The 22,280-nt window shown below is 42.2% G+C and carries 18 protein-coding genes; all 18 read left to right on the top strand.

Annotated elements, in window-relative coordinates; translation table 11 throughout:
• The first annotated feature begins 192 nt into the window (after window positions 1-192).
• The 18 genes from RS889_RS06880 (at window position 193) to RS889_RS06965 (ending at window position 22,016) form a co-directional block, all read left to right on the top strand.
• Entirely contained in the window at window positions 193-1,026 is an 834-nt protein-coding gene (locus RS889_RS06880) for an IclR family transcriptional regulator domain-containing protein (protein ID WP_315709948.1), read from the top strand.
• A gap of 1,187 nt (window positions 1,027-2,213) precedes the next feature.
• Window positions 2,214-2,822, top strand: a complete 609-nt coding sequence (locus tag RS889_RS06885; RefSeq protein ID WP_021016769.1) for a LuxR C-terminal-related transcriptional regulator — start codon at window positions 2,214-2,216, stop codon at window positions 2,820-2,822.
• A 65-nt stretch (window positions 2,823-2,887) separates the two neighbouring features.
• Window positions 2,888-3,583, top strand: a complete 696-nt coding sequence (locus tag RS889_RS06890; protein ID WP_315709949.1) for an EAL domain-containing protein — start codon at window positions 2,888-2,890, stop codon at window positions 3,581-3,583.
• 435 nt (window positions 3,584-4,018) lie between these two features.
• Window positions 4,019-5,149 carry a polysaccharide export protein gene (locus RS889_RS06895; protein ID WP_315709950.1) on the top strand — a complete coding sequence of 377 codons (1,131 nt, stop codon included), beginning with the start codon at window positions 4,019-4,021 and terminating at the stop codon, window positions 5,147-5,149.
• A 2-nt stretch (window positions 5,150-5,151) separates the two neighbouring features.
• Window positions 5,152-5,586: an arsenate reductase/protein-tyrosine-phosphatase family protein gene (locus RS889_RS06900; protein ID WP_021016766.1), complete on the top strand. Its 435-nt coding sequence runs from the start codon at window positions 5,152-5,154 to the stop codon at window positions 5,584-5,586.
• A 12-nt stretch (window positions 5,587-5,598) separates the two neighbouring features.
• Window positions 5,599-7,749 carry a polysaccharide biosynthesis tyrosine autokinase gene (locus RS889_RS06905; RefSeq protein WP_315709951.1) on the top strand — a complete coding sequence of 717 codons (2,151 nt, stop codon included), beginning with the start codon at window positions 5,599-5,601 and terminating at the stop codon, window positions 7,747-7,749.
• Between the two features lie 50 nt (window positions 7,750-7,799).
• Entirely contained in the window at window positions 7,800-9,119 is a 1,320-nt protein-coding gene (locus RS889_RS06910; protein ID WP_315709952.1) for an oligosaccharide flippase family protein, read from the top strand.
• Window positions 9,106-10,011, top strand: coding sequence for an alpha-1,2-fucosyltransferase (locus tag RS889_RS06915; protein WP_315709953.1), 906 nt, complete (start codon window positions 9,106-9,108; stop codon window positions 10,009-10,011). The genes RS889_RS06910 and RS889_RS06915 overlap by 14 nt, the downstream gene beginning before the upstream one ends.
• 1 nt (window position 10,012) lies before the next feature.
• The gene (locus RS889_RS06920; protein ID WP_315709955.1) at window positions 10,013-11,341 is read left to right on the top strand and encodes a hypothetical protein; all 1,329 of its coding nucleotides are present in this window, start codon (window positions 10,013-10,015) and stop codon (window positions 11,339-11,341) included.
• Between the two features lie 104 nt (window positions 11,342-11,445).
• Complete coding sequence (locus tag RS889_RS06925; protein WP_315709956.1) at window positions 11,446-12,498, top strand: glycosyltransferase; 1,053 nt, start codon at window positions 11,446-11,448, stop codon at window positions 12,496-12,498.
• Window positions 12,499-12,501: 3 nt separating this feature from the next.
• Window positions 12,502-13,602, top strand: a complete 1,101-nt coding sequence (locus RS889_RS06930; protein WP_315709957.1) for a glycosyltransferase family 4 protein — start codon at window positions 12,502-12,504, stop codon at window positions 13,600-13,602.
• Window positions 13,595-14,134: a putative colanic acid biosynthesis acetyltransferase gene (locus RS889_RS06935; protein WP_315709958.1), complete on the top strand. Its 540-nt coding sequence runs from the start codon at window positions 13,595-13,597 to the stop codon at window positions 14,132-14,134. The genes RS889_RS06930 and RS889_RS06935 overlap by 8 nt, the downstream gene beginning before the upstream one ends.
• A gap of 30 nt (window positions 14,135-14,164) precedes the next feature.
• Window positions 14,165-15,283: a GDP-mannose 4,6-dehydratase gene (gmd, locus tag RS889_RS06940; protein ID WP_021016758.1), complete on the top strand. Its 1,119-nt coding sequence runs from the start codon at window positions 14,165-14,167 to the stop codon at window positions 15,281-15,283.
• A 7-nt stretch (window positions 15,284-15,290) separates the two neighbouring features.
• Complete coding sequence (gene fcl / locus RS889_RS06945) at window positions 15,291-16,256, top strand: GDP-L-fucose synthase (RefSeq protein WP_315709960.1); 966 nt, start codon at window positions 15,291-15,293, stop codon at window positions 16,254-16,256.
• Window positions 16,257-16,394: 138 nt separating this feature from the next.
• Window positions 16,395-17,612 (top strand): glycosyltransferase WbuB, encoded by a 1,218-nt coding sequence (locus RS889_RS06950; RefSeq protein WP_315709961.1) that lies wholly within the window; start codon window positions 16,395-16,397, stop codon window positions 17,610-17,612.
• A gap of 2 nt (window positions 17,613-17,614) precedes the next feature.
• Window positions 17,615-19,087, top strand: a complete 1,473-nt coding sequence (locus RS889_RS06955) for a mannose-1-phosphate guanylyltransferase/mannose-6-phosphate isomerase (RefSeq protein WP_315709962.1) — start codon at window positions 17,615-17,617, stop codon at window positions 19,085-19,087.
• A 70-nt stretch (window positions 19,088-19,157) separates the two neighbouring features.
• Window positions 19,158-20,531: a phosphomannomutase CpsG gene (cpsG, locus tag RS889_RS06960; RefSeq protein ID WP_315709963.1), complete on the top strand. Its 1,374-nt coding sequence runs from the start codon at window positions 19,158-19,160 to the stop codon at window positions 20,529-20,531.
• Between the two features lie 84 nt (window positions 20,532-20,615).
• Entirely contained in the window at window positions 20,616-22,016 is a 1,401-nt protein-coding gene (locus RS889_RS06965) for an undecaprenyl-phosphate glucose phosphotransferase (RefSeq protein ID WP_315709965.1), read from the top strand.
• Window positions 22,017-22,280: the final 264 nt, after the last annotated feature.

Raw genomic sequence — 22,280 nt, forward strand, 5'->3', positions numbered from 1 at the left:
ATTCAACTTAGAGGATGAAAAAATCATCTACAAGTGCGAATATAATATCTTTGTGCGATTATCGGATTATTTGTTATTTTTATGTTGCTTTTGTGATGCAGGTAAAGAATCCGATAATAGTTAAGCAGGACGTAGCGTTTAGGCGAAAAAATAAAATAATCAATTGATTTATAAAGATAGATGGAGAATGGGATGAGTGAGATACCGAAATTTGGCATCGAGGAGCTGCAACATTTGCAGGAAATCAGCGATTTAACCAACAACAAATACAAAGGCGATCCAAACTTTATGGCTTCTCTGGCGCGTGGACTGGAGGTGCTACAGGCGTTTAAACCGCAGTATTCACAGATGTCGGTATCGGAAATCAGTAAGATCACCGATATTCCCCGCGCCGCAGTACGCCGTTGCCTGTATACCCTGAAGGCACTGGGTTTTGTCCACTGCCCGGATGGCCGTCACTATCGTTTACTACCGCGAGTCTTGACCATTGGTCATGCTTATCTTTCCTCTTCCGAACTGGCAAAAGCGGCACAGAACTCACTGGATTACCTCAGTAAGCTCCTTAGTGAGTCCTGCTCGGTGGCAACATTAGACGGCGACAACATTCTGTATATCGCCCGCGCCTCGGTGAAGCGCATTATGACTATCGATTTGGGGTATGGCAGCCGCCTGCCGGCCTATGCCACCTCCATGGGGTTGGTGCTACTCAGCGCGTTGGATGAGCAGCAACTGGAACAATATCTGGCCCGCGTCACTCTTGAACCATTGACCGAATTCACCGTCACCAGCGCGCAGGCACTACGCGCGGAGCTGGACAAGGTACGAAGACAGGGTTACGCCATTAATGACCAGCAGTTGGAAATTGGTCTGCGCTCAATTGCGGTGCCGATGCATTCACGCAGTGGCAGTGTGGTCGCCGCCATGAACGTCGGGGTTAATGCCTCACAGATCCCCGCATCGCAATTACGTGAACGGGTGTTACCACAGCTTCAGCGCGCAGCAATGGAACTGGCACTTCTACTGTAGCGTCTGTGAGACTAACATTCTGGCTTCTTACGTACGGCATCAGCTAGTGGAAGTCATAAATGCGATTATAGTGGTTCGCGGCAGCGGAAATGCGCAACACCGTGAGGCAACAGCGATTTGTCAGAAGGAACTGTCGCCGTATACCGTAGAGCTATCTGACTTGGCATAGTAAAGCGCTAAGTCCGATAATACTGGGCTACGTATCATTCTAACCTCTTGTCAGGAAAGCGTGTTGTAATGACATCTGTCGTTGTATATACCCAATAAGCCGCAAAATACAGGTTTCTATACCTGAGCATGGTTGTTAACTACGGACATCCTCAGTTCGGTTTTTTAATATAAGTCGCGGAGTTTTGTTCATCACTTTTTGTGATGAAATATTGATGTGTTATTTATTAAGATTAATAAGTCATTCTACTTAATGTTACACATTTCTCTGGAATATTTTGGCGCTGCACGATCCTAAAACTACATGTCATGACACCTAATAGTGGATGAGCTGTTCGCTGAAAGATTTATTTTGGCTAAGCTAATACATTAAATAGTGGAATTAATTTCTAATGTTATTACATGGCGTCATATCAGTTTTGAGCGGCTACGACATCATGCAATAAGTATTTTGACATGAGGAGTACGGTTCAACGTGTAAAAGAGCATTTTTTGCGTAGATGTTAGTAGCTGTCGGGTCAAATTTGTTGCAAGTAAAAATTATAAAGATTATCAACTATAATTTTTTTTTACTTAATCTGGCATTAATTGCTAAATAATTAAATTAAACAGAATTATATTCTGCATATGTAGGCGTATTTTTCTATACGACACGGAATAAGAAATATCTTACATATGTATGAAAAGGTTAATTAGTTATTAAGAAAATCGTAAAGGACAGGGCTTCCCGTAAATTCTAATAAGATAATTCTTGGCAAAAAAAATATAAAACCGATCAATAAATGGTTATTTATAGCTTAGATCTATTGATCTGGTATTTACGATCGGCAAAAACGATTGGAATCATTTTCTCAAGGTAATATTCTTTCCCTGAGAATTATTAGAGTTATTAGTTTCCCGGGGGTGTTTAAAGTTATAAGAAAAGTAACTATTCTTTAAAAAATTTATTCTGTTACTTTGAAAGTGATGTTCTTTATCCTGATTTTAATAGGTCAATAATAGATGTGAAGAGGTGCTCGATGCCAAGAGTAGTAATATGGAGTGAATGCCACTACACAGAGCAGGGATTAAAACTGTTGCTATTAAGACGGATGGCATTTATTAGAGAGGTTGCCTCTATTCAATTCAATCCAAAGATTGAGTTGAATACTAAAGACTATCTCATCATTAATTTAACAGGTAGTAACTTCACTAGATGCCTGGATTTTCTTAAGGAAAATGAAGAGGCTATAGATTGGGGAAGAGTCATAATTTTGTCATCTGAAATAGATGCCTTTATCATTGAGCTGGTTTTGATCAAGAAATTTAAATTCATATGTGTGTCTAAAAATATCTCTGAGATAGAAGAATTGTGCGAACAGTTCATTCTTAATAAGAGTGTTGAAACAGCTGAGTATAAATTAAATGTTACAAATATGGAAAGGAAGGTCTTGATTATGCTGATGTCAGGGCTCTCAACTATTCAGATTTCTTATATGTTAAAGCTCAGCTTTAAAACAGTCAGTCATCATAAATGTAACTTCCTTAAAAAGATCGGTGTAGAGAAAACATCAGCTCTTAATTTTTGGTATCATCACCGAATATGTAATAAAAAAAAACAATGCAAAAAAGTCATTGAATATGCTTGATAGGGTATTCAATCCAAGCTTATACAATTTAACTATACGCTGGATTTCTAAGAGAGGGTTGGATATTGAAGCTTGATAGCCGAATAGACTTCTATTATACCTATGAACCCATAGTTGATTCTTATGGAAGAATATTTTGCTTTGAAATGTTAACCAGATTAAAGATGACAAATTCTGGCAGGAATCAGTGTATTTTCTCTGAACTGTCTCCTGAACTAAAAATAAAGATTTTTATTAATCAGGTTAGCATCATCATCGGCAATGCAAGGTTATATATTGAAAATAACATATTGGTGTCGATTAATATTGATCACGATATTGCAAAATTCATTCATGATGATGATGAAGTGTGTGAAATTTTAAAAAATGCACATTACATTAGACTGGAAATAAACGAATTTTTCCCTGAATTCAGACATGATTCAGATGGTTTTTTATTGTCGCACTTGTCCTCATTATGCCCGCTCTGGTTGGATGATTTTGGTGCTGGCCTGACTAGTTTGAACACTGTTATGACCAAAAATTTCGAATATATAAAAATAGATAAGGATTATTTTTGGAAGCATAGAGGAACTGATTCATTTCTCAGAATGCTTAGTCATATTCGTCCTTATACGCAGGGTATTATCATTGAAGGTATTGAAAAAGACGCTGACATGGCCTGTTTTGAAGGGATAAACAATTTGGCGATGCAAGGTTACAAATGGCCTTCCTTTTCTCAGGCCAGGTTTATTCGGTGGGCGTTAAAAAAAATACATTAATGTTTATTGTAAACGTTTTATAAATTGGTTTTTTAGACTAAAAAACCAAGAGCGGTAGCATGGAATAAATATATTATAAATATTGAAATATATACGGGTATTGCTTGTCTTTGAATAAAGATGTGATGGCGTAGTCATAAATGGCTTCTGTTTTATCAGGGGTGATTTATTAAATTAGCATTTAAAATGCATATTTATATTTGCTATGAAAATAAGTTGGGTTCATTGGTGACCAAAAAACCAAGGGCGGTAGCGTTGAAAAATATGATAATTGTAGATTGTCGTTTTTTGAAGATATTTATATCTCATAATGACTTAACGGATGAGAGCTTTTTCTGACCTTTGATTTTTAGGCTTGTTAATGTGATGACGTTTAAATAGTCCTTTAAATAGTCATTTTTAATTGAATGCGCAAAAAATAGTGATAGTAATTAAATGACGAAAATAAAGTTGCTAGCATTTGTTTTATCAGCCTCGTTGCTTAGTGGGTGTACCGTTATTCCTGGATCCTACTTGCCGGTAAGTAATAAGACAGAGATAAAACAAGCAGATAATGACTATGATATTAATCAGTTAGTTACGCTTTATCCGATGACTCCAAGCCTGATTGAGAAAATGCGGTTAAGGCCTGCGGTGGCTCGTCAGAACCCCATTTTAAATAATGAACTGAAAAACTATCAATACCATATTGGTCCCGGTGATGTTCTAAATATCACAGTCTGGGAACATCCTGAACTGACGACCCCTGCTGGACAGTTCAGAAGCTCTAGTGAATCAGGAAGTTGGGTACATAGTGATGGAACTATCTTTTATCCTTATATCGGAAAAGTAATGGTAGAGGGTAAGACGGTCAGTGACGTCCGCCAGGAGATTACCCGCCGACTGGCGCAATATATTAAAAGCCCTCAGGTCGATGTCAATGTTGCTGCGTTTCGCTCGCAAAAAGTCTACATCACCGGCGAAGTAGTGAAGTCTGGTCCGCAGGCGATCTCCAATATTCCGCTGACTGTCCTTGATGCGGTAAACCGTGCGGGCGGTATGACCGAATTTGCCGACTGGCGAAACGTCATACTTACCCATCATGGTCAGGATCTGCATATCTCACTGCAAGCTCTGATGCAAAATGGTGATTTGATGCAGAACCATTTACTGGACCCCGGCGATATTCTCTACATTCCCCGTAATGACGACCTGAAGGTTTTCGTGATGGGTGAAGTCAATAAACAGTCAACATTAAAAATGGATCGTTCGGGCATGACACTGACCGAAGCGTTGAGTAGCAGCCAGGGATTGAATCAGGCGGTCGCCAATGCAACAGGAATTTTCGTGATCCGCCCGTTGCGTAAGGCTCATGGAAGTAAAATTGCCAATATTTATCAGCTAAACGCGACAGATGCCAGTGCGCTGGTCATGGGGACTGAATTTCAGCTACATCCCTACGATATTGTGTATGTCACTGCGGCCCCGGTTGCTCGCTGGAACCGTGTTATCAGCCAACTGGTGCCTACGATTGCCGGGATATATGACATCACTCAATCTGGTAAAGACATTCAAAGCTGGAACTAACTATGTTTAGTTCAATATTGGTGGTTTGCATGGGTAATATCTGTCGTTCTCCATTGGGTAAGGCGCTGCTGGAAGAGCAATTGCCTGACATTAATATCGACTCGGCAGGTCTTGGTGCGTTGGTTGATTGTCCGGCAGATCCCAAGGCGCAAGAGATTGCGCTCAGGCATGGGTTAAACCTGGAGCATCACCGGGCCAAAATCCTCACTGTCGAAATGTGCTATCGGTTTGATCTGATCTTGGTTATGGAAAAATGTCACATTGAAATGGTTGAAGATATTGCCGCCGAAGTCCGTGGGAAAACATTCCTTTTCGGGCATTGGGGGGGGAGGCAGGACATTAGTGATCCCTACCGCAAGGATATTCTCTATTTCGAGTCAACATACCAGTTGCTTAACTTATATTCAAAAAAATGGGCTAAGGCGCTAAAGGGCTAATCAAGGAATATAATGCTAGATAATAAATCACCCACTCAGCAGTTAAATAGGGATTTTAACGAATTAAGTTTGGGGCAACTGTTTGGAATATTGATAGATAATAAATGGCTGATCACATTGATTGTGACGTCATGTATTATCCTGGCCTTCCTTTATTTGTTAATAGCAACGCCAGTCTACCGGGCAGATGCTATGGTGCAGGTAGAGCAGACTGAAGGGAGTTCAATAATATCCAGCCTTTCAACGGTATTGCCTTCTACACCACCTGCTTCAGAAACAGAAATAGAGCTTATCAAGTCCCGGTTGGTGATAGGGAAAACGGTCAACGACCTGGAACTGACAACGGAGGTCAGCCCAGATTATTTCCCGGTATTTGGCCGTCTGTACCATCAGATGACCAGCAAGAGCGCTTGTCCATGTATTTCCTTGTCCGGCCTGAAGGTGTCGGATGCACTGATGGAACAACCGCTGGAGTTAACGGTAACCGGGCAAAATTCATTTAGCCTGACCTATGACGGGGACGTTATTGCGACAGGGAGGGTCAATCAGCCAGTGGTAACTGGCGCGGTCAGCCTGCGTGTAACGCGACTCGATGCCCCCATTGGCACAGTATTTCAGGTCAAGAAAAGAGAAGTGCTAAATGTCATTAATGAGATTTTGAGCCATCTGTCTGTTACTGAAAAAGATAAAAACACCGGTATTATTGCCCTCAGCCTGCTGGGTAATGATCGGGTGATGATCCGCAAAATTCTCAACAGCATCACTCAAAACTATCTACAGCAAAATATTGAGAGTAAATCTGCTGAGGCGGCCAGAAGCCTGGAGTTTGTACAACATAAAATTCCTGAGATCAAAAGTGCTCTGATATTGGCTGAAGACCGGTTAAGTCGCTACCGTCAGCAAAACGACTCGGTTGACCTGTCTCTGGAAGCGAAATCCATGCTTGACGGCTCATTGCAGCTTGATAATGAGCTGAACCAGCTTGCGCTGAAAGAAGCCGATATATCCAGGTTGTATACCAAAGAACATCCGGTTTATAAGGCGTTGTTGGATCAAAAAAGGGTTATTGAGCAAGAAAAGCAAAAAATTAACAACCAGATTAGTCAGTTACCTAAAACACAACAGGAGATCCTGGGTCTTACGCGTGATATGGATGTCACTCAGGATATCTATGTACTATTGCTTAATAAGCAACAAGAACTCAGCATCACTAAGGCGAGTAATTTAGGCAACGTCAGGATTGTCGACCCAGCAATAACGCAACTCAAACCTGCTGAACCTAAAAAAGCCGCCATTCTTTTACTGTCAGTGTTTATCGGGATTATTGTCTCAATAGGATATCTGATGATGCGGACGGTTATGAACCAAGGGGTCAAGAATCCGCTGCAACTTGAGAACAACGGCATTAATGTCATCGCCACCATTCCGTTTTCTGAGGATCACTGGCATCGCAGTCGTATAAAAAATAGCGCTTACCCACTGGTCGATACACTTGGTGATGCGGTGGCCCTTGAAGCTGTCAAAGGTTTGCGTACCAGTCTGCACTTTATCGCACTGGAAAAGGGCAACAATATCCTGATGATTACCAGCTCAGCGCCAAAGCTGGGGAAAACCTTTATCAGCGCCAATCTTTCGGTGGTTATGGCGCAGGCCAATAAAAAAGTGTTGCTGATTGATTGCGATATGCGGCGAGGAAAGCTACATGAGATCTTTGGTATCAATAAAAATCTGGGATTATCTTCAGTCTTGTCGGGGCAGGTATCTGCTCAAAGCGTAGTATTTCAAACCAGTGTGCCGAATATGGATATCATCCCTCGGGGTAAAGTACCGGATAACCCTTCTGAATTGTTGATGTCACCAAAACTCGATGAGTTATTCAGCTGGGCCAGTAAAGAATATGACATTGTCATCATTGACAGCACGCCATTATTGGCGGTAACAGATGCTATCATTGTTGGTCGATATGCTGGAATTTCATTGCTGGTTGTTGGGTTCGAAAATACCTCGATGCGTGAAATTAAAACGGTGATTCAGCGTTTCGAACGTAGTGGTGTGAACATTGATGGTACGGTACTTAACTCATTTATGAAAAGAGCCTTCAATTATTACGCCTACGGTGGTGATTATATTTACTCTTATGAAAAAAAATCTGAAAACCGGTGATGTATTCTGTTTAAGCCGATTCATGTACGGTATTCATAAATGAAGTTATCATGACAATATTGAACGTTGGAGTCTGGATTGAAAATAAATCCAGGTTATTAAAAGTTGCGTCTAATTTATCCTTAAGACTGTTATCAGCTTTCATTGGCGTATCAGCCCAATTTGTCATGGGTTATATGGTATCTCCAGCACAATACGGGCAATACCTGATTGTGGTGACAGTCTGTAACCTTATGCTTATTTTTTCAAAATGGGGACTGGATACGCTAATTATCAAAGAAATTTCGAAAGAATTCATCAGCCATAAGGTCAGTTTGTTACAACATAAAACCTCAGTGATCTATTTTAGTCTGCTGATTGTTTTCTGTTCTTCCGTACTATTTATGCTTGTTCTCTATTTGGTGAAAGATAGCGGATTGTTCAGTTTTTATTGGTTATCTGGTATCAATGAAAAAATATTTTTATTGATCTCGTGTTTTTTGGGACTCTCAGCAATGGGGTTGTCGCTGCTGAGAGGGCAAAGTAAACCGGTAACCGCCGATCTGATAGAGAATATCATCAGACCTGTTTTTTTTATTGCTGTAGCTTTTGCTTTTTATTGCTGGTCAGGAATTAATGCACAAAATCTGGCGGTGATTTATATGCTGTCGTTTATGGTGATTTTCTTATGCTGTATTACACTCTCGACCCCTTTACTTCATCCGGTGAATATCTCTTTCGCGTACATAGGTTCTCAAAAAGGGCATTGGTTAAACCAGGCGCTGTTTATCAATATTACCGCTATCATCAGTTTTGCCTATTTCCAACTGGATACCTTGCTGGTTGCCAAATTTCTCGGTAATGAGAGTGCCGGTGTTTACGGCATGGTGTGTAATTTTACCCGCTTTGTCACCATGCTGGCGACGATACTTTCCCTGCAATTTCAGCCTATCTTTGTCAGGCTCAGTGAAAGGGCGAACCATGGTGAATTATTTAGTGTTCTTAAGAAATGTCTGTTGGTTTCATACCTGTTTTCATTGGCCGCTTTTATAGCATTGGTCATTGCTGGACGCTTTGTTCTTCATCTGATCAATCCTGCTTATGTTATTGGCTATCCAGCGTTGGTCATGGTGTCTTTTGCTCACACTTTCAATGCGCTGGCCATTGTTCTTATTGCTTTTGGTAATGTGGTTAACCTTCACAAAAAAGTCATGGTGTATTACGTCCTTGGCGCGCTGGTGACTACCGGTCTTGATCTGATTCTTATCCAAAAAATGAATCTGATTGGAGCTGGATTGTCATTAGCCTTGGGATTGCTGTTTTTTAATGTCTTTATCTCTATAGCGATATTTAAAAAAATGAAGAGCGAACGACATAATGAAATCAAATAAAATAATCTGTTATCCAAAGGTATCTCGATATGAGTTCGGTAATTATGGAATAGGAGGTCCAGGTCTGGGTAATATGTTATTTCCCTGGAGCAGAGCGTGCGTTTTTGCTAAAGATAATCACGGTATTTTGCTTAGTCCTGCCTGGGCTCAAATCAAGCCGGCGCGTTTATTGCGTGGTGATATGGATCGGCGGAATTACTCAGGTTATTTTAAGCACAATAATGAGTATTGGTCCGGGTTGAAAAAGATAATGGCAATTTTAACCACCCGAATCATTGATGAAAGCCAACGGCATAAAGCAGTATTGCAAAATAGTGTCATCGTTAAATTTGAAGGGATGGCGACGCTTTTCGAGGAGATCAAATCTGAGTCTACTTTTATTCGTCAGGAACTACTCGATATCACTCGTGAAGAGCATAAAAAAGCCCTATGTGAGGATTTTTCGCGTACGCTCTGCGTTCATATACGACTGGGTGATTTCCAGGCGCCAACGCCACAAGCGCTAAGCAATGGTCAGACTAATACTCGTATTCCTCTATCCTGGTACATAAAGTGTGTGGAAAAAATCAGAGCGCAATACCCAGTGCCGCTGAAAGTTTGTGTATTTTCTGATGGAAGCAATGAAGAGCTCGGTGAAATGCTTTCAATGAAAGATACTTACCGGGCTGATTATGGCAGTGCCGTGGCAGACTTATTAGCGCTGAGCTGTGGCAAGATACTTGTCGCCTCAGGTTCCACCTTTAGCATGTGGGCCAGCTATCTGGGGCGTATGGATGTCATTTGGTATAAAGGGCAGTTAAAGCAAAAACTTTACCATGCTGGTGAAGCATTGGAAGTTGAATGGGACGGCGAGGACAATAGCCTGGATAATATGTTCAAGAATAGGCATTAACATGTTTATTGTTAATGCTATTTTAGCGATACTTACCATTTTATTGGTGTTGTTATCTGTAGTTAACTCTGCTCGCAATGGATTTTACGACATTATTCCAGGGTTGATAGCGGGAGTGTTGGTTTTTATTGCCATGCCGTTGGTTATGGTGTTTGCTTTCGGTGAAATACCGCCCAGCTTTCTGTCAATTGATACATTAACGTTGCACGAAGATAATGGTATTTATTTCTTCATATTCCTTTTTGTTTCGTTGATATTGTTGGTTAACGTGTTGACGAAAAAGGTTAACTTTACGTTGAAACCCATTATTGACAAAAGTATCAACGATAAGTGCACAGATATTTTTGCGTTTTTAGTCATTGGATTGTATTTTTTTCTTACTGTTATTATTGTTTTGTCAACGAATAAAATATCGGGGGGGCACTGGAATGAAGCCTCACAAGATATGTATGAAAATAGCCTTGTATCCGTTGTGTTAGGTAACTTTTCCAACGTCTATCGTGTTATTTACCCGATGATATTAGCTTTGTTAAGAGTGGATTGTAAAATCAGCAAAAAAACTTATTCTATTCTGCTACTTCTGTATCTGGTCATTGAATTGGTTTTTGTGAATAATCGAATAGTGGTGATGTTTGCTGTAATGTCCTTAGCTTATGTTAATAAAAAAAGATTGGTCAGATTCTCCTTGGCTTGTATGATTATTTCTCCTTTTGTCGCATTTATTAATTATGCATACCCGATTGCACGGGGACTGATGTGGGTCAATGGGTTTTCAATCCAGGGAATAAGTGATGCATTTAGCCTGGCGATTGCTTACCGAATGAACGAACGATCCAATGGCGAAGGCTCCTTTTTTGCAGAGATATTCAATAACCTGTTTGAAGCATTCAATATGAACGTGTTTAAATATGTCTACAACACGTTTGGGCATATCCATGATTTCTATTATGGGAAGACAGTTTTGCTCAGAAGTTTTTCTTTCTTTATTCCGTCTTCGATTTGGCCCGGGAAGCCGGCGGGTATTGGTGTTAATTTGGGGAACATGATTACAGGTGAAAATATACTGACCCTCAACTCAACACCATTGGGGGAGTTTTATGGTAATTTCGGTTGGTATTCACTTATCTTCGCGCCAGCTTTATTTTTTATCATTTGGTTGATATCAAGGCCGTTGTTGGGAGTTAAGTCCATGAGCTTTTGTTTATTCATGATCAGTTTTGCAGCTCTGCGGTTTGATTTTTCTTTTATCATGATTTCTATTTTTACTCTTTATGTTACTACACTCATGACCCTTGCGATTTATTTGTTCAGATATCCTTCGTTGCGTTGAAGATAAACATGCTTATTCTGACATATCGTGTGTCAGTATTTTAATTTCAGGGTGTTATTGAAAAATGCACGATGGTTGTCAATAATATTGCGCCAGAGGAACTGATGAAATTATTCTTTTTTCAGCCGTACATGACTACTTATCGTGAACCATTTTTTGAAGATATTTATTGTAAAACCAATGGTGAATTTGAAGTTATTTGCAGTGTAACTCCACAGGATTTTCACAGTTCTGGTAAAGTCCATTTTAAGATGACGTCGTTGGCGATAAAAAAAATAAACCGACTGTTTTTTTTTCGTAACATACCCTGGAAGAGGATCCGTCAAACACCATCTTGTGTTATTCATTTTGCTGATTTTAAATATATTAGTCTCTATCAAAGTGTCTTATTAAAATGTATATCATTCACCAGAGTCTATTTACATGGGCAGGGTGGATATAAATCACATGGTACGATAGCGAAATTGTTTTATTTTTTCTCTGTTTTATTAACTGATGGTTATATTTGTTATAACGAGTTCTGTGCAATAGAGCTTAAAAAGAAATTGCCCTATTTTTTGCATAAAAAAGTATTCCATATCGATAATTGCCTGTATCTCAACCCTGTCGAGAAAATCAATGCCGATGCAGGAAAAAGTATTGCTTTCATCGGGCGCATCAGACCCCGCTGTGGCCTGGAGGAATTACTCGATGCATTGGAACTGGCCAGGCAGAAGGACACCAGCTTAACCATCGAAATTGTTGGTAACGGTGATCCCGATTTCATTGTCGGTCTGTCACGGCGCTACAGCTTCGCCCATTTTCATGGTGCCGTTTATGACGAGGAGCATATTAAACGCCTTCTCTCATCTTGCCTGGCGGGCGCGTATGGCGGCGATGCCGGACTATCAGTCGTTCACTACATGGCACTGGGCTTGCCGGTCATTGTTCACAATGATTTGCGCCAGCACATGGGCCCTGAGCCGGCTTATGTCAGGGATGCTAAAAATGGTTTGCTGTTTGAAAAAGGCAATATCAACAGTCTTAGCAAAAAGCTACTGCAACTCGCTGGTGATCGTGAATTGAGAAACCGTCTGGCGGGCGCTGCGCTTGATACGTTCCACACATTGCAGTCTCCCTCTATGGCTGACAAGTTATTGAACATTATTAAGGAATAGATCGTGTTATTTTTAGTGGATATGCCACCGCCGGTACATGGGATGTCAAATATTAATTTGGCGATGTACAACCGTGTATTAAATGAAAATATTGCTGTTGTTGTTATTGATACTACGCCACACTGGTGCAATCTGAAGACGCATACCCGGCGCTGGAAACTGGTTAAAATATTCCATGCATTATGGGTAATGATAAGAATCTTAAAGTATTGTGTGTTCAGTACAGACAAGAAAGTCTATCGGCCGATTAACGGAGATCGTGGGCAGGTTTTCGATTATCTGTATCTTGGATTATTGAGTTGGTTCAAATGTTCTATTATTATTCATCATCACTCTTTTAACTATATTCATACGCAAAAAAAACTGTTCAAGAAATTGGTGAAAGTGCTACAAGGAAATGTCCGACATATTGTTCTTAGCGATAATATGGGGGCGTCGCTTTCAAGACTTTATGGTATACCTATGAAAAATTTTATCACGATTTCCAATGCCTCTTTTTTTAATGATGCGGAATGCTGTACACAACAGCGGCGACATGACTCAACGCTTACTCTGGGGCATTTATCGAATCTGTGCCTTGATAAAGGGATTGGAATTATATCCAAGACGATTAAATCATTAAATAAAACCACCATTCCTTTTACGTTTATTCTGGCTGGGCCGTTCGCAGATGAAGTATCCAAAAGAATTGTTACTGAGTTGTGTGAAAATAATCATAATGTAAAATATATTGGTCCTGTGTATGGCGAACTCAAGAAAGCGTTTTTTAGTAATATTGATATCTTTTTATTTCCTTCCGTTTATAAAAATGAAGCAGAACCATTGGTGTTATATGAAGCTGCGCAGCAAGGCGCATTGCTGATTGGCAGCGAAACTGGCTGTATGAAAGAGATGATTTCTTCTCTGGATGGAATCAGCGTAGGACTGCCGCTAGAGAGAGAATGTCCTGACTTATTCATTGATGCAGTGGTGTCATATATCACAGCGACGCCAATGAGCGACGTACAACGCGCGAAAAATCATCGTAAGAATCAGTTTCAAATTCTGGTGGCAAAGAATCGGTTGAAATTACAGCAACTCATGAAGGATTTTACCGATGTATGAACTTGATAAATTTAGCCTTCCTCCAGGCTTTAGAGGACGTTCATCATTAATTGTCATTATCTGGTGGGCGGTTCAGGCAACACTTTTTTCTTGGTCACCGCAATTTTGTTATCGCTGGAGAGTTTTTCTGCTCAGAGTATTTGGTGCCAAAATTGGTAAAAATGTTCTGATAAGGCAGTCGGCAAAAATAACTTATCCTTGGAAACTTACCATCGGAGATTATTCATGGATTGGTGATGATGTGGTGTTATATACCTTGGGCAAAATTCGTATCGGCCATCATTCCATAATATCTCAACGTTGTTATTTATGTACGGGCAGTCATGATTACCTCTCATCCAGTTTCGATATTATAGAGAAACCTATTTATATTGGAGATTCTTGCTGGTTAGCCACTGATGTCTTTGTTTCACCTGGTGTGAGTATCGAGAATGAATGTGTAGTTGGGGCACGCAGTTCAGTATTTAATAATTTGCAAAATAACGCTATTTATCGGGGGACTCCAGCAGTAAAAATTCGGGATAAAGTCTGACATTACTTATTTTTTATTAATGGGGTTAATATGACCAAAGTTGCATTAATTACAGGTATTACTGGGCAGGATGGGTCTTATCTGGCAGAACTTCTGCTTGAGAAAGGCTATGAGGTTCATGGTATTAAACGACGTGCTTCATTATTCAATACAGAACGTGTTGATCATATCTACCAGGATCCTCACGAAACTAACCCGAAATTCTCTCTTCACTATGGGGATCTCTCTGATACCTCGAATCTAACCCGGCTTCTGGCTGAAATCCGCCCTGATGAAGTTTATAACCTGGGCGCAATGAGCCATGTGGCGGTGTCCTTCGAGTCACCCGAGTACACTGCGGATGTCGATGGTATTGGTACCTTGCGTTTGCTTGATGCCATCCGTTTTTTAGGCATGGAAAAGAAAACACGCTTCTACCAGGCTTCAACCTCAGAATTGTATGGTCTGGTTCAGGAGATCCCGCAAAAAGAGACTACGCCTTTTTATCCACGTTCGCCCTATGCAGTGGCAAAACTTTACGCTTACTGGATAACCGTCAACTACCGCGAAGCTTATGGCATGTATGCCTGTAACGGCATTTTGTTTAACCATGAGTCTCCGCGCCGTGGAGAGACCTTTGTTACCCGGAAAATCACTCGGGCATTGTCCAACATTTCGCAAGGCCTGGAAACGTGTCTATATCTTGGCAACATGGATTCATTGCGTGACTGGGGTCATGCAAAAGATTACGTCAAAATGCAGTGGTTGATGCTTCAGCAAGACAAACCACAGGACTTTGTTATTGCCACCGGGAGTCAGTATTCAGTGCGGCAATTTGTTGAACTGGCCGCCAGAGAACTGGGAATTACGTTGCGTTTTGAAGGGCAGGGCGTTGATGAAAAAGGCATTGTCGCGGCAGTAAGCGGCGATGACAACGTTAATGTGCAGGTGGGTGATGTGATTGTTGCGGTCGATCCCCGCTATTTTCGACCGGCTGAGGTGGAAACGCTACTCGGGGATCCTACTTTGGCAAAAGAAAAACTGGGCTGGGTACCCGAAACAACCCTACAGGAATTGGTAGCTGAAATGGTGCAGAGTGATCTCGAATCAGCGAAAAAATTCAGACTACTTAAATCACACGGTTATGGCATATCAATTTCCATGGAGTGAGTCGCTGATGAACAAACAACGCGTCTATGTGGCAGGTCATAAGGGTATGGTAGGTTCCGCTATTGTACGCCTGTTGGCAAAAAGAGATGATATTGAACTGGTATTGCGCGACAGAGCCGAGTTAGATCTGATTGACGCCAAAGCAGTGGATCGTTTTTTTTCCCAGGAGAAGATTGATCAGGTTTATCTGGCGGCAGCTAAAGTCGGTGGTATTGTCGCGAATAACACCTATCCAGCTGATTTTATTTATCAAAATATGATGATTGAAAGCAATATCATTCATGCCGCACATTGCCATGATGTCAACCGACTGCTGTTCCTGGGATCATCCTGCATATACCCTAAAATGGCGGTGCAGCCAATACAGGAAAGCCAGCTGCTGACCGGTGCTCTGGAAGAAACCAATGCACCTTATGCAACGGCGAAAATTGCTGGGATCAAGTTGTGCGAATCTTATAATCGCCAGTATCACCGAGATTATCGTTCGGTTATGCCCACCAACCTTTATGGGCCAGGTGATAACTTTCATCCAACTCAATCCCATGTTATTCCCGCGCTGATACGCCGTTTCCACGACGCAACACTGAACAATACGCCCGAAATCTGGGTATGGGGCAGTGGTAATCCAATGCGTGAATTTTTGCATGTAGACGATATGACCGCCGCCAGCGTGTATGTTATGGAGCTGGATGTTGCGATCTATCAGGCTAACACCCAGCCGATGCTGTCTCATATTAATGTGGGAACCGGGGTTGATTGCACCATCAGAGAATTGGCGGAAACCATAGCCCGTGTGGTGGGATATAGTGGCAATATCCTGTTTGATGCGACGAAACCGGATGGCACACCGCGTAAACTGTTGGATGTCACGCGGCTTAAAAACCTTGGTTGGCACGCTACGATTTCACTGGAGGACGGGTTAAAACAGACTTATCAATGGTTCCTTAATAATCAATCGGCTTTTCGAACATGAGCAGCTCTTCCCAGCGTTTTATTCCTGTCTGAATTCACATCACATCACATCACATCATGGCGTGATGTGTTGCTTTCTGATTGTTTTGTCAATTACGCAATAGACGGTGATGTTATTCCGTGGGGGGAAGCTTGGCCGATGAAAATAGTGATTTACGGAATTAATTACAAGCCTGAATTAACCGGAATAGGGCGATACACGAGTGAAATGGCGGAGTGGATGGCAGCACAAGGTCATGACGTTCACGTTATCACCACGCCGCCTTATTACCCTGAATGGCAGGTTCACCGAGGTTACAGTGCGTGGCGTTATCGAAAGGAGGTAAACGGTAACCTCACTGTGTACCGTACCCCTATTTATATCCCCACCAAGCCCAGTACGCTGAATCGTCTGATTCATTTGAGTAGTTTTGCGTTGAGTTCACTGTTTCCCTTACTGGCGCAAGGAAAGTGGAAGCCAGACAGGATCATTGCTATTGCGCCTACTCTGATTGCCGTACCAGGTATGTTGATGTTATCCCGATTAACGCGGGCGAAAACCGTGTTGCATATTCAGGATTTTGAAGTGGATGCCATGTTGGGTCTGGGCATGGCCAGTGAGGGCCGTTTTGCCCGGTTGGCCAGAGCGTTTGAAAAAAAATGTTTGTGCTCAGTTGATTACGTTTCTCTTATTTCACATTCAATGGTCAGTCAGGCCATTAAAAAAGGCGTGTGTGCCGCTAACACACTGTTTTTCCCTAACTGGACGGAAATAGAACGTTTCCTCAACGTCGATGAGATGAGTGTCGATATCTTACGCCACCAGTTGGGGTTAGCCACCGATAAAAAGATTGTGCTTTATTCCGGAAATATTGGCGAAAAACAGGGACTAGAAACGGTTATTTCCGTTGCAGAGCAGTTGCAGGATCAAGACATTATTTTTCTCATCATCGGGGAAGGTGCAGGTAAAGCCAGACTTGAAAAAAGCGTGACTGAAAAGCAGCTAACACGCGTTGTGTTTAAACCATTACAGCCTTATGAGCAACTGCCCGCATTACTAAAAATGGCCGATTGTCATCTGGTTATTCAACGTAAAGGCGCGGCAGATGCCGTTTTACCGTCCAAACTGACCAATATTCTTGCTGTCGGAGGAAATGCCGTGATAACCGCGGAGAAAGATACCGAATTAGGGCGTTTATGTCTCATGCATAAGGGTATAGCGACCTGCGTGGAACCGGAATCTTTTGAATGTTTGCTTTCCGGGATCACTTACGCTTTAACCCTGCCTAAATACAATGCGATTGCTCAGGAATATGCTCGGCGGTCACTTGATAAAGAAAACATTTTGAGCCAGTTCATTGCCGACATCAGGGGTTGATAATGAAAAGTTCTCCGTTGTATCCCGTTATTATGGCCGGCGGTAATGGTAGTCGACTGTGGCCTCTTTCCCGCACTTTGTATCCCAAACAATTTTTGTGCCTCGACGGTCTGAGCTCCATGTTGCAAACCACTATTAAGCGCCTTAATGGTATTGCTTGTGAAGACCCGATTGTTATCTGCAATGAAGCACACCGCTTTGTTGTTGCGGAACAATTGGAGCAGATGGGTAAGCTGACCAAAAATATCATTCTCGAACCCGAAGGACGAAATACGGCACCAGCCATTGCGCTGGCGTCATTATTTGTGACTAAAAGATTATCATCGTTAAATAGCGTTGTTGACAGTGGCGGCGGGGATGATGACCCGTTGCTATTAATCCTCTCTGCCGATCATGTTATTCGTGACGAGGAAATATTCCGGCAAACGGTACTTAGTGCTATTCCCCTGGCTGCAGCCGGTAATCTGGTGACTTTTGGTATTGTGCCTGATGCGCCCGAAATCGGTTATGGTTACATTAAGCGCGGTAACCCATACTCTCCACAGACTGCAACGGACATTGCTTACCATGTCGCTCAATTTGTCGAAAAACCCGATGCTGACACCGCCCGGCAGTATCTCGAAAGTGGAGAGTATTACTGGAATAGCGGGATGTTCATGTTTCGCGCCAGCCGCTATCTGGAGGAGATTGAGCGCTGCCGTCCCGATATTCTGGCCGCATGTCAGGCCGCCGTGGGTCTGGCCATCCCTGATCTGGATTTTTTGCGAGTGGATAGAGCGGCTTTCATGGACTGCCCGGACGAATCTATCGATTACGCCGTCATGGAGCAAACCGATGAGGCAGTCGTTGTGCCGATAAGTGCGGGATGGAGTGACGTAGGTTCTTGGTCATCATTGTGGGAAATAAGTGATAAGGATGGTCACGGCAATGTTCATCATGGCGATGTGCTGAACTACCACTCCGTCGATAACTATGTCCATGCTGAGTCTGGGTTGGTGACTACTGTAGGGGTAGAAAACCTGATTATTGTTCAGACCAAGGACGCGTTGTTGGTGGCCAGCCGTGAACGAGTGCAGGACGTTAAGAAAATAGTCGAGTTACTTAAGTTACAAGGGCGCTCTGAACATTATATCCATCGGGAGGTTTATCGTCCCTGGGGGAGGTATGACTCCATTGATACTGGGGAACGCTATCAGGTTAAACGCATTACAGTAAAACCCGGAGAAGGATTGTCTTTGCACATGCATTATCACCGGGCAGAACACTGGATTGTTGTTGGAGGAACGGCAAAAGTCACCAAAGGTACGACTACGCAATTAATCAGTGAAAATGAGTCTATTTATATTCCTCTGGGCGAACAACATTGCCTAGAGAATCCTGGCATGATCCCCCTGGAATTAATTGAGGTGCGTACCGGTTCTTATATTTCTGAAGATGATATTGTCCGATTAAAAGATCGCTATGGTCGTATCTAAATAATAAAGACAGTTTCGTTTTCTATAACCGAATAGATGAGCTTACTTTAATATATCTAAGGACTATGGCATGACTTTGCCTCTAACATGTTTTAAAGCCTACGATATTCGTGGGCGCTTAGGCAGCGAATTAAATGAAGATATTGCCTATCGTATTGGCCGCGCTTATGGTGAGTTTTTCAAACCTAAAAATGTGGTGGTTGGCGGAGATGTCAGATTAACCAGTGAGGCCTTGAAAAGAGCGCTAACGGAGGGGTTAAGGGATGCGGGAACTGATGTTATCGATATAGGGTTGAGTGGGACAGAAGAGATCTATTTTGCCACTTTCTATTTAGGGATTGATGGTGGTATTGAAGTAACTGCCAGCCATAACCCAATCGATTATAATGGTATGAAACTGGTGCGCACCGGAGCCAGACCAGTGAGCGGCGATACCGGTTTGCGGGATATACAGCGTCTGGCGGAGATTAATCAATTTTCCCCGGTCATTGAACAGCAACGGGGTAGTTATCAGGCACTTTCGTTGCTTAGCGAATATGTCGATCATCTGATGGGTTATATCAACCCTGAAAATTTTACTCCGATGAAATTGATATTCAATATTGGAAACGGTGCCGCTGGACACGTCATTGATGCTGTGGAAAAACGTTTTCAGCAACAGGCTATTCCTCTGACATTTGTCAAAGTGCATAACACGCCCGATGGCCATTTTCCCAATGGCATCCCAAATCCTTTATTACCAGAGTGTCGGGCAGAGACTGCACAGGCGGTATTACAGCATAAGGCAGATTGTGGCATCGCTTTCGATGGCGATTTTGATCGCTGTTTCTTTTTCGATAATCAGGGGGAATTCATCGAAGGTTATTATATTGTCGGGTTGTTAGCTGCGGCTTTTTTAGATAAGCAGCCGGGCAGTGTAATTATTCACGATCCCCGACTGAGCTGGAATACCATTGACGTCGTAAAAAAAGCGGGAGGGAAACCGGTGATGTCGAAGACTGGCCATGCTTTTATTAAAGAAAGGATGCGTAAAGAAGATGCCGTCTATGGCGGTGAAATGAGTGCACATCACTATTTCCGTGATTTCGCCTATTGCGACAGCGGAATGATCCCCTGGTTGCTGGTTGCAGAACTGATGTGTACCAAACAGACTACGTTGAGTGAACTGGTCCGTGACAGAATACGTGCCTACCCCTCATCTGGTGAGATTAACAGTGTACTGTCGTCGCCGGATACGGCTATCGCCAGAGTCTATGATCACTTCTCATCTCAAGCATTATCGGTAGATAAAACCGACGGTATGACTCTGGAGTTTATCGATTGGCGATTTAACTTACGCAGTTCAAATACCGAGCCGGTTGTCAGACTAAATGTTGAATCGAGAAATAATCCCGATCTGATGAAGCAAAAAACACAAGATATATTATCTCTGTTGCGATTGTAAAAATCGGTTCTGTTATTTCGATATTTCCATTTAGTAAAAAGCTCAGTATCACAGTGAGATATTTTGCTACATGATGGGTGTATTATGACAAATTTTAAAAGTGCTCAAATCAGAGCAAGCACATCAGTTATTCTAATGGTGCAGCGTTTTGCTGATGTGACAATTATTCTTCTTTCAGTCTATTTTTTTTATTTAGTGAAGAATGATATTTTTTTTTACGAAAAGATGGTATTGGTTCTTATCTCTCTGACCGTTTTTATGATGATTGGCGAAATAGAGAACGTATATCACTCCTGGCGAGGAGTGAAGTTTACGACGGAAATAATCATTTTGCTACAGAGCTGGTCACTAAGCATTATCGTTACCTATTTTATCACTATGCTATTCGGTATTGATTCCGATTTTATTCGTATTAGTTTATTTTTGCAGTGGTATTTCTGGGTTTCTGTGGGTTTATTCCTCAGTCGTTTGAGTATCAGGGTGATGACTCGATTAATCCTGCAAATGAGAAAATTTTCTCGCAATGTCGCAATTGCAGGCGCGCTACCCGTGGGGATCAATCTGGCCAGGAGCTTTAATGATGCCCGGTGGATGGGATTTAACGTCGTAGGTATTTATGACGATAGTGCCCAGAAGCAACAGATGGATTTTCCTTATGCCGGTGACTTTCAGACGCTGGTCCAGGAAGCCAGAAACGGTAATATCGACAGAGTTTATATTGCCATGCCGATGTCTGAAGAGAGGAAGATAAAAAGTCTGGTTTGGGAGTTACTCAATACCACTTGCTCGGTCATGCTTATTCCCGACATCGCTTCACTGAGCATTCTGCAAATCGGTAGCGAAGAGGTGAACGGCGTATCAATTGTGTCGCTTGTCGACACGCCAATGAACGGTATTAACCAGTTACTCAAAAGGTTGGAAGATATTATTCTGTCCTCAAGCATTCTTTTGATTATTTTTCCGCTGATGCTGTTGATTGCCGCGGTAATTAAATTAACCTCGCCTGGTCCGGTAATTTTCCGTCAGACTCGTTATGGTATGGATGGTAAGCCGATTGAGGTGTGGAAATTTCGCTCGATGCGTGTCACGGAAAATGGGGGCAACATTATTCAGGCAGTCAAAGGCGATAAACGTGTTACCCCGGTGGGGCATTTCCTGAGACGCACTTCACTGGATGAGTTGCCGCAGTTCATCAATGTACTTAAAGGCGATATGTCTATCGTTGGACCACGTCCACATGCAACTGCCCACAATGAACAGTATCGCATTCTTATTCGTGGGTATATGTTGCGTCACAAAGTGAAACCGGGAATTACCGGGCTGGCGCAGATTAATGGCTGGCGAGGGGAAACCGATACTTTGGATAAGATGTCTGCCAGGGTGGAGTATGATCTTGAATATATCCGTAACTGGAGTCTTTGGTTGGATATAAAGATATTTTTCATAACGTTCTATAAAGGTTTCATCAGTGATAAGTCTTATTAACATTTTATACTCGTCATACTCCAAGTTGCATGCGTGTTGGCTGTACTCCATTACTCGACTTACCCTTGGGCTTTGCCCCTTTAGAACCGCTGCAAGCAGTGTTCTAATCTGCTCCCGACAGATTTGTCACCCGAGTCACTTACCTAAGTAAGCTCATCGGGATTCTCTCGCTTGCCACCTTCCTGCAACTCGAATTATTTAGCGTATAGGTTGCCATTATCACACGCGATGTTCTGTAGTACGTGTTCTGTATTATCTCTGATG

It is taken from the genome of Brenneria uluponensis (assembly GCF_032395385.1).
Taxonomy (GTDB): domain Bacteria; phylum Pseudomonadota; class Gammaproteobacteria; order Enterobacterales; family Enterobacteriaceae; genus Prodigiosinella; species Prodigiosinella aquatilis.

Bases quoted from the DNA above. Each gene is read 5' to 3' on its own strand.
- RS889_RS06885 (WP_021016769.1), top strand. From the start codon at position 2,214: ATGCCAAGAGTAGTAATATGGAGTGAATGCCACTACACAGAGCAGGGA.
- cpsG (WP_315709963.1), top strand. From the start codon at position 19,158: ATGACTTTGCCTCTAACATGTTTTAAAGCCTACGATATTCGTGGGCGC.
- RS889_RS06880 (WP_315709948.1), top strand. From the start codon at position 193: ATGAGTGAGATACCGAAATTTGGCATCGAGGAGCTGCAACATTTGCAG.
- RS889_RS06900 (WP_021016766.1), top strand. From the start codon at position 5,152: ATGTTTAGTTCAATATTGGTGGTTTGCATGGGTAATATCTGTCGTTCT.
- RS889_RS06905 (WP_315709951.1), top strand. From the start codon at position 5,599: ATGCTAGATAATAAATCACCCACTCAGCAGTTAAATAGGGATTTTAAC.
- RS889_RS06920 (WP_315709955.1), top strand. From the start codon at position 10,013: ATGTTTATTGTTAATGCTATTTTAGCGATACTTACCATTTTATTGGTG.
- RS889_RS06925 (WP_315709956.1), top strand. From the start codon at position 11,446: ATGAAATTATTCTTTTTTCAGCCGTACATGACTACTTATCGTGAACCA.
- RS889_RS06910 (WP_315709952.1), top strand. From the start codon at position 7,800: ATGACAATATTGAACGTTGGAGTCTGGATTGAAAATAAATCCAGGTTA.
- RS889_RS06915 (WP_315709953.1), top strand. From the start codon at position 9,106: ATGAAATCAAATAAAATAATCTGTTATCCAAAGGTATCTCGATATGAG.
- fcl (WP_315709960.1), top strand. From the start codon at position 15,291: ATGAACAAACAACGCGTCTATGTGGCAGGTCATAAGGGTATGGTAGGT.
- RS889_RS06955 (WP_315709962.1), top strand. From the start codon at position 17,615: ATGAAAAGTTCTCCGTTGTATCCCGTTATTATGGCCGGCGGTAATGGT.
- RS889_RS06965 (WP_315709965.1), top strand. From the start codon at position 20,616: ATGACAAATTTTAAAAGTGCTCAAATCAGAGCAAGCACATCAGTTATT.
- RS889_RS06895 (WP_315709950.1), top strand. From the start codon at position 4,019: ATGACGAAAATAAAGTTGCTAGCATTTGTTTTATCAGCCTCGTTGCTT.
- gmd (WP_021016758.1), top strand. From the start codon at position 14,165: ATGACCAAAGTTGCATTAATTACAGGTATTACTGGGCAGGATGGGTCT.
- RS889_RS06950 (WP_315709961.1), top strand. From the start codon at position 16,395: ATGAAAATAGTGATTTACGGAATTAATTACAAGCCTGAATTAACCGGA.
- RS889_RS06935 (WP_315709958.1), top strand. From the start codon at position 13,595: ATGTATGAACTTGATAAATTTAGCCTTCCTCCAGGCTTTAGAGGACGT.